Here is a 16,577-nt window from a genome sequence, read left to right on the forward strand (position 1 = left end):
CGTGGGCTGACGATTGGGTGAGGGCAGCGCGCCTCTTTTCTGTTGGAAGACCTGGCAAGAATAAAGCGCTTTAGACCCAGCGTTGGATCGTCATCCCAGGGGCTGCCAATGGCCCTGCGTCCGGCCTAGAACTCGACGCCGATCTGGGCTTTGATGCCGGAGCGGAACGGGTGTTTCACCAGCTCCATTTCGGTGACGAGGTCAGCGGCCTCGATCAGCTCGTCCTTGGCGTTGCGCCCGGTGAGAACCACATGGGTCATTTCGGGCTTTTCGCTTGCAAGAAAGCTCACCACATCGGCGATGTCGATATAGTCATAGCGCAGGGCGATGTTGATCTCGTCCAGCAGCACCATTTTGTTGGCGGGATCGCGGATCAGCTCTTTGGCTTTCTCCCAAGCGGCTTGGGCCATTTCGACGTCGCGGTCGCGGTCCTGGGTTTCCCAGGTGAAGCCCTCGCCCATGGTGTGAAAAGCGCATTTGTCGGAGAAATGCGACAGGATCAGGTCACGTTCACCCGTGCTCATCCCGCCTTTGATGAACTGCACGACGGCGCAGGGCATGTCATGGGCGATACAGCGGAAAATCATGCCAAAGGCGGCGGACGATTTGCCTTTGCCTTTGCCGGTATGAACGATCACGAGGCCTTTTTGGTCGGTCTTGGTCGCCATGATCTTGTCACGGGCGGCTTTTTTCTTGGCCATTTTCATTGCGTGGCGGTCGCTGTCATCGCTCATGTGGCTCTCCTTGCGTGTCGAAGCCAGACTTTGAGCATGGGCGCGCGGGGTTGCAAGGGCGAAGTGACGCAACGGCTTTTTCCCGCGCTGCGACGGAGCGGTTGAATTGGTCAGGGGATGTGGCGAGGTAGGGGCAACGAGAACAAGGAGAGACCCCGATGGGAGAGACGAAAACACTGGGCGATGCCGTCAAGCTCGGTCCGCTGGACCTGCGCAACCGGATCGTGATGGCGCCGATGACGCGGACCTATTCGCCCGGCAATGTGCCAAATTCCAAGGTGATTGAATATTACCGCCGCCGCGCCGAAGGCGGCACCGGGTTGATCATCACCGAGGGCACCTTTGTTGAGCATAAGGCGGCGATTGCCTATCCCAATGTGCCGGCGTTTTACGGCGAGGATGCGCTGGCCGGATGGAAAAAGGTGGTTGATGCGGTCCATGCCGAGGGCGGCAAGATCGCGCCGCAGCTTTGGCATGTTGGCGGGATCCGCCGCCCCGGTGTCGAGCCGGGTGGCAACGAACCGGGCCACAGCCCCAGCGGCATGGCGAAACCCGGCAAGGTCACAGGCCACGCGATGACGCAAGACGACATCGACGAGGTGGTCGCCGCCTTTGCCCGCGCCGCTGCGGATGCCAAGCGGATCGGGTTTGACGCGATCGAGCTGCATGGCGCGCATGGTTATCTGATCGACCAGTTTTTCTGGGACGGAACCAACCAGCGTGACGATGCTTATGGTGGCGATCTTGCCCATCGTTCGCGCTTTGCTTTGGAGATCGTGAGAGCCTGCCGCGCCGCAGTCGGGCCGGATTTCCCGATTATTTTCCGCTGGTCACAGTGGAAACAGCAGGATTACGGCGCGCGTTTGGTGGAAACGCCCGAGGCGCTGGAAGCATTTGTGGCACCGCTGGCCGAGGCGGGTGTGGACGTGTTCCATTGCTCGACACGCCGCTTTTGGGAACCGGAGTTTGAGGGCAGCGATCTGAACCTTGCTGGTTGGGTGCGCAAGTTGACCGGTAAGCCAACCATCACGGTGGGAAGTGTCGGGCTGGACGCCGATTTCATCCCCGACGATGGCAGCGCCAACTTTCGCGAGGCCAAGCCCGCCGGGGTGGACGCCTTGGTTGAGCGGATCGGCAAGGGGGAGTTTGACCTTGTCGCTGTGGGGCGCGCGATGATTGCCAATCCGGATTGGGCCGACAAGGTTTTGGGCGGAACATTTGACAACATGAAGCCCTATACCAAGGATATGCTGGAGCGGCTGGATTAAGGCAGGAGGCGCGTCATGAATGTCAGGGAAGCCGAGCTTGGCGATGTTGAGCAGATCAGTGATCTGTTGCAGGAGCTAACCCGGTTGGGCAAGCGGACGCGCCCCGATGACGCGGATTTTGTGCGCGAGAATTATGTCTTGGGCCCGCATAACATTCGCTGTTCGGTTGCCGAGGACGCGGGTGTTGTGCTGGGTATTCAGATACTTTCGCGTGCTCAAGCCGGCAATCAATGGGGCATTGAACCGGGCTGGGGCATCATTGGCACCCACACCCGTGCCGCCGCTGTGCGGCGCGGGGTCGGGCGGGCCTTGTTTGAGGCCAGCTTGGACGCTGCTAAGTCTGCCGGGGTTGAAAAGATCGATGCGTCGATCGGAGCCGATAACCACGAGGGGCTTGGGTATTACGCCGCCATGGGGTTTGAGACCTATCGGAGCCCTCAAGGGCGGGTGTGCAAGGTTTATGACGTTGCAGGCGGGCCGAAGCAGGCTGATTAACGTGAGGCTGTTGCGACATTGCGAATAAGGAAACGGGGGCCATGGCGGCCCCCGTTTTTTATGTTTGCGCTTTGGGTTGCTTATTCCGCCGGGACCGCGACTGCCGGGGCGGAGCGGGTGAAATGCTGGCGGTTGAGGCGCAAAACGAGCACAATCATCAATGCCTGACTGAGCAGAGCGATGGCGGTGAGCCCCCAGTAGCCCATTCCGAATTTTTCGATCACGCCGGCACCGACAAGGCCCTTGTTGATGAAAAACTGCATCAGCACCGCAAAGGCCACGCCGGGGCAGACCAAGGCATAGGAGCCGGGCGAGGTTTTCGTGCCAAAGACGAAATCGGTGAAATACCCCTGACGGCGCAGCACGGTGAGGCCGAGAGCAAGAAACAGGACTTGGAGTGCGATCATGCGGGCAAGGAAAATCATGGTTTCGCCGGCGTTCGAGTGGACATCGAACGTGGTGTGCAGCCCGTGGTCCTGCCGCAGAAAGAGGATCGACAGGATGGTCACGATTGGCACGATAACCATCAGGGTCGGGCCGCTTTCACGGGCGGTGCCGTGGTGGAGCATCGAGTTAAATGCCACGGTCAGTGCGACAGCCGTATAGACCAGCGCCGCCACGGCGAAGAAGGTTGAGAGCACCAGTGCGGCGCCAACTGTCACTGTGGCCGTGCTCATCGCCGCCGGGGCGGAGAAGCCGACGCCAACCATGGCAAGGGCGAAGGCGGGCAGGAGCTGGGCGAAGCTGTTGTTGGCGGTGACGTCGAAAACGCCGCCCTTGGATAGCACGCGCCCGAGGAAATCGCCGATCAGCGCCAAGGCCCAGAGGCCGACGAGGCCGAAGGCGACCATGGCGAGCGGGAAAAGGTATTCAACGATGCTCCACAGGCCGGGGACAAAGGTAAGACCGATGATAAACAAGGCGTTGATGGTCATGGCGGTGGCCAGCGGTCCGGCGAGGAGGGTGGTTTCGCCGTTGGAATTGCGCAGGGCCTGATAGGCGTCCGTCTGGCGGAAAGCACGCAGGGCGGAGACGTTCCAAGCGAGGTATTTGAGGTTGAGGAAGGCGAAGGTGGCGATGCCTGCCCAAGCCACGAGAACGGCGATTTGTTGCGGCAGGCCTCCTTGGGCAAAAACGGCCATCGCGTCTTCGAAAATAGGCACGGGGCGGCCGGGGTGCGGCACCCAGAACATCAGGAACATGAAGAAAGTCACGCTGAGCCCGCCAGCGCCGAGGGAGGCGAGGAAGTAGAGCGGGGAATAACGATCTGCGGGGCGTGTTTGTGGGTGTGTCATGGTGCGATCCTTGTGGTGCGACTCATTTATATTCGAATTTCGGAATGTGTGTAACATTCTAAAATTGGAATGTGAAGGGGTTTGTTCGCAGGGCGCATGATTTGCCATTAACGGGGCGTTAACCAAGATGGGTTTTGATAGCGGCATGCGATTGTTGATGTGCGCCGCCCTTTTGCCTTGTCTGCTTGGTTGCAACACGCCGAGCCCTGCGTTTCGCGGGGTGGCTCCGGTGCGGGTGACAATTGGTAAGAGCACGTTTGATGTGCGGGTCGATGGCAACCGGGCCGAGGCGATCCGGTTGAACTGGGAATGGGCGCCACGGTTGGAAGCGGTGGCACCGCGCGCGGTGGCGGCGACTGAGAAGGTATCAGGGTGTGAGGTGCGCAAGCCGGATGGCGATCAGGCGCTTATTTTGGCGCGGTTGAAATGTGCCAAAGGCTCGGCGGCGGCGCCAAGGGAGCGGATTCAGTATGATTGCGATGTCGAAGATGTTTATGCGCGCCGCAAACGCGGAGAGGTTATCCGCGAGATGACATGTGTGCCGAGGCGATTTTGAAACTGAGGTGTGATTTGGGCGGCGTGTTGGCGGAACGTTCGGGGCGTCGCGATTGAGGTGATGTTGGACGCGCCACGGGAGTATTTAGGGCAAGATGAAACTGGACGCTAGTTCTTGCGCAGGTGGTCGAGGAAGGCGGGGGAAGGGTAACCATCGGGCGAGAGGCCGCGTGACTTTTGATAGGCGCGCACGGCGTTGATGGTGAGGGGGCCGACCTTGCCGTCGAGCTTTTCGGGGTCGAAGCCGCGTTGTTTGAGCAGGCGCTGCAGTTCGAGCCGTTCAGGCAGGGTGAGAGCGCGGAATTCTCGCGGCCATGTGGCGCGGATAGGCGGACCACCGGCGAGGCGGTCTGCGAGGTGACCAACGCCGATCACATAGGCATCGGCGGTGTTATAGGTTTCGATCACTTCGAAATTTTTGAAGATCAGGAAGGCCGCGCCCCGGGCTCCGCCGGGGAGCAGCACCGTGGCGGGGCCATGATCGGGGACCGGTTTGCCGTTGGTATCAGTGACGCCGAGGCGGGCCCATTCGGAGGGCAATTTGGGGTGGTCGCGTCGCGCAAGCATGTAATTGAACCCATCGGGGAGGCGCACTTCGACACCCCAAGGCTGGCCGGTTTGCCAGCCGTTCTGCTTGAGGTAATTGGCGGCAGAGGCAAGCGCATCGGTGGGGTCGTCGCTCCAGATGTCACGCTTGTCATCACCGTTGAAATCGACGGCGTGCTCTTGCCATGAGGTGGGCATAAATTGGGTATGGCCCATGGCGCCGGCCCAGCTTCCGCGCATGTTTTGGGCGCTGACGTGGCCTTGGGCGAGGATGGTGAGCGCGCTCATAAGTTGGGTTTCAAAGAACTCTGCGCGGCGGGCGTCGAAGGCGAGGGTGGCGAGGGATTCGATCGTTGAGAGGGCTCCGCGATAGCTTCCGTAGGCGCTCTCCAGCCCCCAGACGGCGGCGATGATTTCCTTTTCGACGCCGTAGTGGGATTCGATGGTCGCAAGGGTTTTTGCGTGTTTTTGCAAGGCTTTCCGCCCGGCGGAAATGCGGGCATCCGAGGCAGCGCTGTCGAGGTAGACCCAGACGGTTTTGGTGAATTCGTTCTGGTTTCGGTCTTTCTTAACGATGTCTGCGCTATAGCGTATGTCGGCGAAAGCGGTGTCGATAACGGGCGCTGGGATGCCTTGTTCAATCGCCCGTGCGCGGAAGGATTTGAGCCATTCGCGGAAGGCGGCTTGGGTCGGGGCGGGTGTGTTGGAGGCGGTGCTTTTGGTCGCAGCCAAATGAGCAGGCCGGTGTTTTGGGCGCAATGAGTATTGCGGCGCCTCGGCCATGGCAGAGGTTGCCACGGCGAGGCCAAGAAAGGAGACCAGAGGAGCGAAAAGAAAGCCGATACGCATGTTGCCTGTACCCCGTTTTGGGTTTTGCCGGATGGTAGGGGCAAAGCCGCCGCGAGGGAAGGGCCGGGTTGCGCGCCGCGCGGTTACTTGCGACGGCGAGACACTTTGCGCGCTGTACTGGCGGTCTTCTTTTTGGCGCGGTTGAGTTTGCGTTTGGTCGGTTTGCCGCGCCGCCCGCGCCCGCCGCCACCGTTGCCTTGGGGCATCTTTTTGCCTTCAAGCGTGATGAGTTCGAGCGCGATACCGCCAGTGACGGGGGCTGCTTCGGCGAGGCGGACAACGACGCGGTCGCCCAACGAGATTTCGGTGCCGGTATCCGACCCGGTGAGCGTGCCGCTGTCCTGATCGAAATGGAAATACTCGTGGCCAATGTTGCGCATCGGGATAAGGCCATCGGCGCCGGTTTCATCAAGACGCACGAAGGCACCAAAGCGGGCGATGCCAGAGATCTCGCCCCGAGAAGTCGCTGCCCACACGCTCGGACAGGAAGGCGGCGAGGTAGCGGTCGGTGGTATCACGTTCCGCCATCATCGAGCGGCGTTCCGTTTCCGAGATATGCGCAGCCGTGGGTTCGAGGCGGGCGATATCGTCGGGGCCGAGGCCATCGTCGCCCCATTTATGCGCCGCGATCAAGGCGCGGTGCACGATCAGGTCGGAATAGCGCCGGATCGGCGAGGTGAAATGCGCGTAGGCCTGCAGGGCGAGGCCGAAATGGCCAAAATTCGACGGGCTATAATAGGCCTGGGTCATCGAGCGCAGGGTGGCGAGGTTGATCAGCTCGTCATGGTCGGTGCCTTCGGCCGATGCCAATAGCGCGTTGAGGTGGGCAGTTTTGAGCACCTGCCCCTTGGCGAGCACAAGCCCGGCGGTTTGGGCGGTGTCGCGCAAGCTATCGAGTTTTTCGACGGGCGGTTTCTCGTGGACGCGAAACAGCAGCTGGGATTTGCGCGCGATCAGGTCTTCGGCGGCGGCGACATTGGCCAGCACCATGAACTCTTCGATCAGCTTGTGCGCATCAAGACGGTCGGTGAAATTGACGCTTTCTACTTCGCCTTCTTCGGTCAGGGTGATCTTGCGTTCCGGGAGGTCAAGCTCGAGCGGTTGGCGGCGGTTGCGGGCCATGACCAATGCGTCATAGGCGGCATAGAGCGGGCGGATCACCTCGTCCATCAAGGGGGCGACTTTATCGTTCGGGTCGCCATCCATCGCCGCCTGCACCTCGCGGTAATTCAGCGAGGCGACGGAGCGCATGAGGCCGCGCACAAAGCGGTGGCCGCGTTTTTCGCCATGGGCGTCGATCTGGATCTGCACGGCGAGGCAGGCGCGCTCGACACCTTCATGCAGGGAACAGAGATCGCCCGACAGCCGGTCAGGGAGCATCGGCACGACCCGGTCGGGGAAGTAGCTGGAATTGCCGCGCTTGCGGGCTTCGTAGTCGAGCGCGCTGCCGGGGGTGACGTAATGGGCGACATCGGCGATGGCGACCCAAAGCACATGACCACCCTCGTTCTTGGGGTCGTCATCGGCGTGGGCCCAACAGGCATCGTCATGGTCGCGGGCATCGGCGGGGTCGATGGTGATAAGCGGCATGTCCCGCATGTCTTCGCGCGCGCCCAAAGTGGCGGGCTGCATGGCGTCGGCTTCGGCGATAACTTCGTCCGGGAAGTCGTGCGGGATGCCGTGTTGGTGAATGGCGATGAGCGAGACGGCGCGCGGTTGCGACGGGTCGCCAAGGCGATTGACAATGCGCGCACGGGGCAGGCCCATGCGGCCTTTGGGGCCGGATTGTTCGGCCTCGACCAGCTCACCTTCGCGGGCCTCTCCGGTATCGGCTTTGTTAACCTGCCATTCCTTGCCGTCGCCCTTGTCGATGGGCAGGATGCGCCCGCCTTCGGGGGTTTTGCGAAAGATGCCCAGAACGCGGCGTGGGTTTGTGCCGATGCGCCGGATCAGGCGACCTTCATAGGCGAAATCGCCGGTGACTTCGCTGAGCCGCGCAAGGATACGATCACCCGCCCCAAGTGCCGGGTCCGAGGCCCGTGTCACGATCAGGATGCGTGGTTCCTCTCCCTCGCCTTGCCACTCCATCGGGCGCGCGGTCAAATCACCATCAGCGGTTGGCTCTGTGACTTGCAGCACGGCGACGGGGGGCAGCTTGTCCGGGTCGCGATAGGTTTTCTTGCGTTTGGCCAGATGCCCGTCGGCTTCCAGTTCCTTCAAAATGCGCTTGAGGTCGATCCGCGCCGCCCCCTTGATGCCGAAGGCACGGGAAATGTCGCGTTTCGAGGTCTCGGTCGGGTGATCGGAAATCCATTGCAGGATTTCCTCTTTTGTCGGCAATTGGCTCATGTGTTTGGCCTAGCACGCAGCGCAGGGGCTGCCAATGGCTGGCGGTGAGCTTGTGATGCGGTTTGGAAATGAGAATTTCGGCCGAGAAAGGGGCCTGGGGTGGGGCCTGCCCTGCTCCAGATTTCGTTCTTGGTCAAAATACTCAATTCCCAAAATCTGTGATTACGGCGTCGATGCGGGGCTGGTGGGGACCTTTGCGCTTGTCTTGGGCCGAGCGAAGCGAGGCCCCCGGCGACGCGCGTAGCGCGGCGCAAAACCTTAGAGATCAGCCGCGCGGTCGACATCGTGCAGTGTATCGACAAGCGCGTAGGGCTGGCTTTGCAAGCTGGTGATACTGTCGGCGAGCGTATCGGGACTTGACCAGCGCACATCCTGAAAGAGCCTGGCAGGCGTGAGGGAAGGATGGCGCAGGCCGGTGAGCCAGAACCCCCGTCCGTGGCGGGGCCAAAGACGAAAGGCGCATGTCCGAGGGCGCGAAAGGCCCTCGCGATGTGAGGCGGGCGGATGGCCGGGATATCGCCGCCGATCAAGCAGACAGGGCCGGAGTGTGGCAGGCGTAAGAGCCGCGCCATGCGCGCGCCAAGATCGCCGGTCCCTTGAGAAACACGCGGCAGATGCGCGGGCCAATGGCCCGAGTGCAGCACCTTATCCGGGGCCACTGCAAGGATGATTTGCCAGCGTGGATCGTCGAGCCGCCGCAAGAGGCGCGCCACTTGATGGCGGAACCACCAAGCGGCGGGCACCATGCCGATGTCGCGCCCCAGACGGGTTTTTACACGTCCAGCCACCGGGGCCTTGACCATCACGATGAGGCGGGGTTTAGCCAAAGTAATCCTTGAGAATACGCGAATAGATGTCTTTCAACTGGCCAATCTGTTCGACTGGCACATGCTCATCGACCTGGTGCATGGTTTTGCCGACAAGGCCGAATTCGACCACGGGGCAGTGATCTTTGACGAAGCGCGCATCCGAGGTGCCGCCGGATGTTGACAGTTCCGGGCGCCGCCCGGTGACCGCCTCGACCGAGCCTGCCACGAGCTCGGAGAGCGCCCCCGGAGGGGTCAGGAAGCTTTCGCCCGAAATCTTGACGCGCATGTCGATGCCGACGCCGAATTCGGCGGCAACGGTGTCGGCTTCTTCCTCGAGCCATTTGCTTAGAGAGGCGCCGGAATGGGTGTCGTTGAAGCGGATATTGACCGTGCTGGAGCAGCTGGCCGGGATGACGTTGGTGGCCGGGTTGCCGGTGTCGATTGTCACCACGGCGAGGGTTGAGGCATCAAAATGCGCGGTGCCCTCGTCAAGTTTATGCGAGGCGAGACGGTCCATCAGGCGGGCCATCGCGGGCAGCGGGTTTTTTGCACGATGCGGATAGGCGGAATGGCCCTGCACCCCCGTCACGCGAAACTTGGCCGTCATTGAGCCGCGCCGTCCGATCTTCATCATATCGCCCATTTCGGCGGGGCAGGTGGGTTCGCCGACAAGGCAGGCGGACATGGCTTCGTTATTCGCCTGCATCCAGTCGAGCAGCGCTGTGGTCCCGTCAAGCGCGTCGCCTTCTTCATCGCCAGTGATGGCGAGGATAAGCGCGCCATCGGGCGGGGTTTGCTGCACGAAATCGACGGCTGCGGCGGCAAACGCCGCAACCCCGGATTTCATATCCGTGGCGCCACGGCCCCAGAGGATGCCATCCGAGATGTCGCCAGAGAAGGGATCGCGCGTCCAGTCGGCCACATTCCCGACTGGCACAACATCGGTATGCCCGTTAAAGCCAAAGGTTTTCGCGTGTCCCTTGTCGCCCCAGCGGGCAAACAGGTTGGACACGCCGCCACGGTCAACGCGGGTGCAGGTGAAACCTGCTGCGCTGAGCACGGTTTCCAGAAGCTGCATTGCGCCGCCTTCCGCTGGGGTGACCGAGGGGCAGCGGACAAGGGATTGGCAAAGTTGCACCGGGTCAAGGGGAGTGGTCATGGGCGCGTGTCCTCTTTGGTATCAGTTGCGTCAAGCCCTAGCCGAGAATGAAAACCGGTGCAAACAGGCCTGAAGGCATCCCGAAGACACTTCGGCGACATGGCGAGTGTTGCATGACTGCCCGAAGCGGCTTCGACGCGGAAAAAAGGCCAAAATGTGGCTTAACAGATCGCGCGGCTGCGTGTTAACGTATTGATAATAAGATCCCGAGGCAGGGTTCGATTTGAGGGCGAAAACGCCCCGCACGAGCAGGAATGCGTATAAAACGCTTAGGTTGGCAAAGGGGCTTTCGCCCCGGTGCACGACCGTTGTGCATGTGCCCGACGCCTCAGAATAAACAAGGGGTGAGCAGGCATGGTTGCGGCATCAGAACTGCCTATTAATACGGGCGCATCGGCCACGCAGATGGCCCAGACGATTTTTGGTGAGGGCGTCACGGTTGTGAGCGCCTCTTATACCGGGGACTATCGCTCTTCGGGGACCTATTCGAACGGAGATTCCGTATCGCCGGGCGTGACACCGGGAGACACGGGCGTCATTCTGTCGACGGGTTATGCCCAGAACTTTACCAATTCATGGGGTCAGGCGAACCAATCCAACAGCCTCTCGAGCAATACGTGGGGCACCAACAACAACTCGCAATTCAACTCGGCAGCGGGCACTTATACCTATGATGCGTCATGGCTCGACGTTGATTTCATCCCTGAAAACGACATGATGACGATGCAGTTCGTGTTCTCGTCGGATGAATTCCCCGAGTATGCCAATTCGCAATATCAGGATTTCGTCGGCGTTTGGGTTAATGGCGTGCAGACGGAAATGGCCGTGGGCTCTGCGAACCCGGGCAACCTTGTCGGTGGGGTGAACCAGAACCTTTACATCGACAACACCAGTGATGATTACAACACCGAGATGGACGGGTTTACCGTGACCATGACCCTGTCGTTTCCAGTAACGGCGGGCGAGGTGAATTCGATCCGTATCGGGATCGCCGATGTCGGGGACAGCAATTATGACTCCAACCTGCTGATCGCGGGGGATTCCGTGCAAACGGTTTTGATTGCGGATGACGACATTGCGCATCTTCAGGCCCATGAGACCAAGGTTGTTGACGTTCTGGGCAATGACTTTTCCGCGGCTGGCGGGACGCTCACCATCACGCATATCAACGGCCAGCCGGTGGTTGTGGGCAGCGTGGTCACGCTCAACACCGGGCAGACCGTGACGTTGAACGCCGATGGCACCATCACCGTCGTCGGCGATGATGACAGCGAATACTTCAACTTTACCTATTCGGTCACCGATGGAACCGAGGTCGATACCGGATTTGTTCTGGTCGATAACATTCCCTGTTTCGTCGCCGGAACTTTGATCGAAACCCAAGATGGTTTGCAAAAGGTGGAAACCCTGCAAGCCGGGGACATGGTGCGCACCCAAGATAGCGGGATGCAGCCCTTGCGATGGATCGGCAGGCGGCGGGTCGAGGCAAAGGGTGATTTTGCGCCGATTTACATCGCGCCGGGTGCGTTTGGCGACCACGGTGCGGTCGCGGTTTCGCCGCTGCACCGCATTCTGTTGCAAGACCACCTTGCCGAATTGCTTTTTGGCGAGCGCGAGGTTCTGGTCGCGGCCAAGGATCTGGTCAACGATCGCAACGTGCGCCCGGTCGAAGGCGGCTGGGTCGACTACGTGCATTTGTTGTTCGACGATCATCAGGTTGTCTTTACCGAAGGGTTGCCCAGCGAGAGCTTCCTTCCCGGTCCGCAGGTCAAAAGCAGTTTCGAAGCCGAGATGGTGAACGAAATCTGCACGTTGTTCCCCGAGATCGACCCGGAAACAGGCGAAGGGTATGGCCCGGCCGCGCGGCGCATGCTCAAGAGCTATGAGGCGCGGCTTTGGGCGGCGCAGGCGCGCAAGGCAAGGGTGGCCTAGGGCGAAGGCATGGCATGGATCGCGATCTCTGACGCTGAAGAAAGCCGGTTCCGCGCGAGCGGGCTTGAGGCGGGGGAGGAGGGGGCATCGCCGGACCTGTTGGACGGTGCGATGACGCGCGGTAGCCTGATGGTGGAATCGCGCTTGGCGGCGGATGGCGGGCCGCAGACAGTTCTGGCGTTTGAGCGGCTGCATCCGAGACCTTACAAATTGTCGATTCAGTCGGTTCCGGGGGCGGGCTTGTCCTTGTCATTGCTGATGGAGGAGAGGTGTTTCACACCGCGCTGCACCACGACAGTCAGGACCGCGCCGATATTCTGCGGATCACCTATAGTTGGGATATCACCAAACGCTGGGGGCGTCTGGCGATTGAACGCCCCGAGTATGAGCGCGTTGCTGCGGTTGAGTTGGCGAATGCGCCGGCGCTTGACCTTGAAGACATTCGCGCCATTTCGACCGACCCGAGGCGGCGGCATCTGGGCGAGGACGTCTTGTTTTTTGCGGTGTCAGACCGGGTTGAGCCGATTGGCCCGATGCCCAGTCTGACCGCGGAGGTTCCGATCTTATGCAATGGGCACTACGCGTCTGCCGGGCGTTTGAAGCGTGGTGATCTGGTTGAAACACTAGAAGGCGGTCTTGTCCCGGTGTTGCAGGTGATCGAGCGCACCGTGCCTGCGCGTGGGTCGTTCCGGCCTGTGCGGCTGCGTGCGCCTTACTTTGGGCTTGTGCGTGACGTGGTGGTCGCGCCCGATCAGAGGCTTGTCGTGGGCGGGTCCGAGGTTGAATACACCTTTGGCCGTGAAGCGGTTCTGGTGCCTGCGCGCCATTTGATAAACGGGATTTCTGCGATGGCCGTAACCGGGGCGGTCACGGTGCGGTATGTTCAGGCAATCCTGCCCCGTCACGATTCCCTGATTGCGGCGGGTTGCCCGGTCGAGAGCCAGTTTGTCGGGCGCATACGGCGCAAGCCCGAGCAGTTGGCGTCGTCCCTGCTGGCGCCGTTTGAGCGGGCCTTGTTGCCGGAGCATGCGCGGTCTTCGCATCTGCTGGTGCGCCCGTTCGAGGCGATCACCCTGATGCAGAGGCGCGCCGCCTGAGCGTTTCAATTTGTCGGTCTGCTGAAGCAGGGAAAGCGCCGTTCAAAACGGTGCTTTGGCAAAAAACCGCATGCCGCGACCGCCGTCGGGGTGACGCAGACGTAGTTCCTGTGCATGCAGCATCATACGCGCATAGCGCTCTGCGCCTTCGGAATAAAACGGGTCGCCAATGATCGGGTGGCCTAGGGCTGTCATATGGACGCGCAACTGGTGGCTGCGCCCTGTATGGGGCATCAGACGCACGCGGCTTTCTGTTTCGTCGGCTTTGACGCGCTTGAACGTGGTTATCGCCTGCTTGCCGGTCTCGTGGCAGACCATCTGTCGCGGGCGGTTGGGCCAGTCGACGATCAGCGGCAGGTCGATTTCGCCTTCTTCTTGGTCAAGATGCCCATGAACCCGCGCGATATAGGTTTTCTTGACCTGTCGCTTTTCAAATTGCAGGCCAAGGTGGCGTTGCGCATGCGGGGTGGCGGCGAATATCATCACGCCCGAGGTGTCGCGATCAAGCCGATGCACCAGAAGTGCTGTTGGAAAGGCCGTTTCGATCCGCGCCAACAGGCAGTCGGCCAGGTGATCGCCTTTGCCGGGCACAGACAACAGCCCCGCCGGTTTGACCACGGCAATCAACTCATGATCTTCATGCAAGACCTCAAGCGGGTCGGTGGGGGGCGTGTAGCTGTCGTTCATGGCCTGCGGTCTAGCCTGTGAATCTGTCCGCGGCAACCCAACGTCAGCCTTGCCATGGGCAAGGCGCGGGCGGCACTCTGTGGGGGAAGAGGAGACCAAAATGCACCCAACGATTGCCAAGATGAAAGAGGTCGTTGCTTCGGGCGATGACAGCAAGATCATTGAACTTCTAGCGCCGGATGTGACCTTCCTGCCGCCGACCTATTGGGCCAGCTGGACCGGAGCCGAGCCGGTGGCGGCGGTTTTGGGACATGTTGGACAGGTGTTTTCCGATTTCACCTATCGCCGGGTGATGGGGGATGGGAAAGACTGGGCGTTGGAGTTTCAATGCAAGGTGGGCGAATTTGATGCGGTGGGCGTTGACCTGATCACGTTGAACGACGCAGGGCAGATCGAGGTGTTCGAGGTGGTGATGCGCCCGCTCAAAACCATCTCGGCACTGCGCGATGCGATGATGGCGCGGATCAAACGCGACGCGCGGTTCATTGAATACAGCAAGGCATTGGGCTAAGGCGCGCGCCTCTTGCAGAGCGGTGCAAAACGCGCTTTGCTGAGGGGATGAGCAACTCGAACGATGATCTCGATGCGGTCTATGGGCTGAAAACGCCCGAAGACCACCGCCGCCACTATGACGGTTGGGCCGACAGCTATGACAGCGGTTTCGCCGCCGATATGGACTATAGACTGCCCGAGCGCGTGGCCGCTGCCTTTGCGGCAGACGCCCCGGCGGGCCCGGTGCTTGACCTTGGGGCTGGAACGGGGCTGGTGGGTGTGGCCCTTGCCGAGCTGGGTATCGGACCCGTTGACGGCACCGATATTTCGCCGGAGATGCTGAAAACAGCGGCGGGTAAAGCGGTTTATCGAAACCTGTTTGAGGGCGATATTCTGAGCCGCCTGCCGGTTGCGGACGACAGTTATGGCAGCGCCATCAGCACCGGCACGTTCACCAACGGTCATGTCGGGCCCGAGGCGATTGACGAAGTGTTGCGCGTGGTGCGCCCCGGCGGCCTTATCGCAATTTCGGTCAATGCCGAGCATTGGCAACAGGCCGGTTTCGAGGCGAAATTCGACGCGTTGCAATCCGGTTTGATCAGCGGCTTGCGCCTGTCCCGCGTGCGCATTTATGGCCAAGGGGCAACTGGTCCTCATGCCAATGATGACGGGTTGATCGTGCTGTTTCGACCGGTCTGATACCCTTCGGGTTCTTTTATGGCGAAAATACCCAAATACCGACCTCGTCGATCATGCATAGGGTGCACTCCGTGCGCGAGGTCTGATCTTGTCTAGGGCCGAGCGAAGCGAGGCCCCCCCGGCGACGCCGTAGGCGGCGCAACCCATTGAGGCAGTTGACTCCGTCAGGCGGGGCAAGGCCTCAACCTTCAGGCAGCACCTTGCCGGGGTTGAGGATGCCATTGGGGTCAAGGGCAGCTTTGATCGCGCGCATCGCGCCGAGGGCGACCGCATTTTTGCGACGTGCCATTGAGGGCAGCTTAGACGTTCCGATCCCGTGTTCAGCCGAAAAACTTCCGCCGAGGCCAAGCACGATATCTTCGATTTGCTCCATCATTGTGCTGGCGAGCCGGTCATCCTGACGGGAAAACTGCACCGTGTAATGCACATTGCCGTCGCCCAGGTGTGACACGATGTTGACGCCGGACTCTGGGTCGATCTCTTTGCGTTTTGCGTCGGCGCGGGCGAGGAAAGTCGGGACTTTGTCGAGGGCGACACAAACATCATGGATCTGGCGAAAAGGATGCGACATCGAGACTTCGGCAGCGGCTTCGCGGCGTTCCCACATCTCGCGGCGCTGGGCTTCGTTTTGGGCAACCACGGCATCAACAACTGCGCCGGTTTCAAACATATCTCCCAGCACCTCTTCGAGCAGGACGGCAATTGGTGTGCGCCCGTCCGGGCCGGGCTCAGCCGCATCATGAGAGGTGGCGCCAAGTTCGATCAACAGGTTGATCTCATGCGGGGCGCCAAAGGGCTCGCGCGCGCCGGTGATGACGCGCAGGTGGTCTTCGATATAGGCGCGCGGCATATACTCGAACGCTTCGACGGCGCCGCCCGAGGCCTCTTGTAGCCGGTTGAGCAGATCGAGCGCACCCTCGAGCGCCGGGACGGCGACCATGGCCGTGGCATAGGCGCGGGGCTTCGGGACCAGCTTGAGAACCGCGGCGGTAATAATCCCGAGCGTGCCTTCGGCACCAATCAGCAGGTGTTTGAGGTTGTAGCCCGAGTTGTCCTTGTGCAGTTCCGACATCAGGTCCATCACCTCGCCGGTTGGCAGCACCGCTTCGATGCCCAGCACCAGATCGCGGGTATTGCCATAGCGCAGCACGTTCGAGCCGCCCGCATTGGTCGACAGGTTGCCGCCGATCATGGCCGAACCCTGCGCACCGAAGGTGAGCGGAAAGAGCAGCCCATGTTCTTCGGCCGCCGCACGGATCGAGGCGAGAACCACGCCAGCTTCGACCACGGCGAGGCGGGCATCGGGGCGTATCTCGCGAATGGAGTTCATGCGTTCGAGCGACACCATGATCGCGCCGTCAGCCCGCGCACCGCCCGCCAGCCCGGTGTTCCCGGACACCGGCACGACCGGAGTGCCGAGTTCATTGGCGAGTTTGACGATCGCCGAGACTTCACCGGTATTGGCCGGGCGCACCACGGCAAGTGGGGCCCAATCATAAGCGCGTGTAAAATCATGCGAAAAGCGATCCATGTCGCCGCCCTGAAGCACTTGGTCTGTTCCAACGATGGCGCGTAACCGGTCGATCATAGCATCCTCCCCTTTGTGGCAAA

13 protein-coding genes and 2 pseudogenes are annotated in these 16,577 nt (G+C 61.0%); 7 read left to right on the forward strand and 8 right to left on the reverse strand.

What is annotated here, in order from left to right:
* Positions 1-125: 125 nt before the first annotated feature.
* On the reverse strand, positions 126-734 hold the full coding sequence (gene cobO / locus N4R57_01930; protein UYV37895.1) for a cob(I)yrinic acid a,c-diamide adenosyltransferase: 609 nt from the start codon (positions 732-734) through the stop codon (positions 126-128).
* Positions 735-892: 158 nt separating this feature from the next.
* Here cobO and N4R57_01935 point away from each other — a divergent pair, with 158 nt between their 5' ends.
* Positions 893-2,002 (forward strand): NADH:flavin oxidoreductase, encoded by a 1,110-nt coding sequence (locus tag N4R57_01935; protein ID UYV37896.1) that lies wholly within the window; start codon positions 893-895, stop codon positions 2,000-2,002.
* Between the two features lie 15 nt (positions 2,003-2,017).
* Positions 2,018-2,497: a GNAT family N-acetyltransferase gene (locus N4R57_01940; GenBank protein UYV37897.1), complete on the forward strand. Its 480-nt coding sequence runs from the start codon at positions 2,018-2,020 to the stop codon at positions 2,495-2,497.
* 80 nt (positions 2,498-2,577) lie between these two features.
* On the opposite strand, the gene N4R57_01945 is transcribed toward N4R57_01940, so the two are convergent.
* Positions 2,578-3,792 carry a hypothetical protein gene (locus N4R57_01945; GenBank protein ID UYV37898.1) on the reverse strand — a complete coding sequence of 405 codons (1,215 nt, stop codon included), beginning with the start codon at positions 3,790-3,792 and terminating at the stop codon, positions 2,578-2,580.
* A 127-nt stretch (positions 3,793-3,919) separates the two neighbouring features.
* Here N4R57_01945 and N4R57_01950 point away from each other — a divergent pair, with 127 nt between their 5' ends.
* A complete protein-coding gene (locus tag N4R57_01950; protein ID UYV37899.1) occupies positions 3,920-4,348 on the forward strand; it encodes a hypothetical protein in 429 nt (142 codons plus the stop codon).
* A gap of 107 nt (positions 4,349-4,455) precedes the next feature.
* Here N4R57_01950 and N4R57_01955 read toward each other — a convergent pair whose 3' ends face one another.
* The 4 genes and pseudogenes from N4R57_01955 to dapE all read right to left on the reverse strand — a co-directional run bounded on the left by N4R57_01955 (position 4,456) and on the right by dapE (position 10,059).
* Complete coding sequence (locus N4R57_01955) at positions 4,456-5,742, reverse strand: lytic murein transglycosylase (protein UYV37900.1); 1,287 nt, start codon at positions 5,740-5,742, stop codon at positions 4,456-4,458.
* Between the two features lie 83 nt (positions 5,743-5,825).
* Positions 5,826-8,091 (reverse strand): annotated as a pseudogene (gene rnr / locus N4R57_01960) (ribonuclease R).
* A 258-nt stretch (positions 8,092-8,349) separates the two neighbouring features.
* Positions 8,350-8,894 (reverse strand): annotated as a pseudogene (locus tag N4R57_01965) (glycosyltransferase).
* 16 nt (positions 8,895-8,910) lie between these two features.
* Positions 8,911-10,059, reverse strand: coding sequence for a succinyl-diaminopimelate desuccinylase (gene dapE, locus N4R57_01970; GenBank protein ID UYV37901.1), 1,149 nt, complete (start codon positions 10,057-10,059; stop codon positions 8,911-8,913).
* Between the two features lie 354 nt (positions 10,060-10,413).
* Here dapE and N4R57_01975 point away from each other — a divergent pair, with 354 nt between their 5' ends.
* Both N4R57_01975 and N4R57_01980 read left to right on the forward strand, forming a co-directional pair.
* Entirely contained in the window at positions 10,414-11,991 is a 1,578-nt protein-coding gene (locus N4R57_01975; GenBank protein UYV37902.1) for a Hint domain-containing protein, read from the forward strand.
* Between the two features lie 269 nt (positions 11,992-12,260).
* Entirely contained in the window at positions 12,261-13,088 is an 828-nt protein-coding gene (locus N4R57_01980; GenBank protein ID UYV37903.1) for a Hint domain-containing protein, read from the forward strand.
* Positions 13,089-13,130: 42 nt separating this feature from the next.
* Here N4R57_01980 and N4R57_01985 read toward each other — a convergent pair whose 3' ends face one another.
* Complete coding sequence (locus tag N4R57_01985) at positions 13,131-13,775, reverse strand: RluA family pseudouridine synthase (GenBank protein ID UYV37904.1); 645 nt, start codon at positions 13,773-13,775, stop codon at positions 13,131-13,133.
* 100 nt (positions 13,776-13,875) lie between these two features.
* On the opposite strand from N4R57_01985, the gene N4R57_01990 reads away from it, so the two are divergent.
* Together N4R57_01990 and N4R57_01995 are read left to right on the forward strand one after the other, a co-directional pair.
* On the forward strand, positions 13,876-14,286 hold the full coding sequence (locus tag N4R57_01990) for a nuclear transport factor 2 family protein (GenBank protein UYV37905.1): 411 nt from the start codon (positions 13,876-13,878) through the stop codon (positions 14,284-14,286).
* Between the two features lie 47 nt (positions 14,287-14,333).
* Positions 14,334-14,966, forward strand: a complete 633-nt coding sequence (locus N4R57_01995; protein UYV37906.1) for a class I SAM-dependent methyltransferase — start codon at positions 14,334-14,336, stop codon at positions 14,964-14,966.
* A 181-nt stretch (positions 14,967-15,147) separates the two neighbouring features.
* Here the strand turns inward: N4R57_01995 and N4R57_02000 are convergent, their stop codons facing one another.
* Positions 15,148-16,554 (reverse strand): FAD-binding oxidoreductase, encoded by a 1,407-nt coding sequence (locus N4R57_02000; protein UYV37907.1) that lies wholly within the window; start codon positions 16,552-16,554, stop codon positions 15,148-15,150.
* Between the last annotated feature and the right edge of the window lie 23 nt (positions 16,555-16,577).

Source organism: Rhodobacteraceae bacterium D3-12 (genome assembly GCA_025916135.1).
Classification (GTDB): Bacteria; Pseudomonadota; Alphaproteobacteria; order Rhodobacterales; family Rhodobacteraceae; genus JAKGBX01.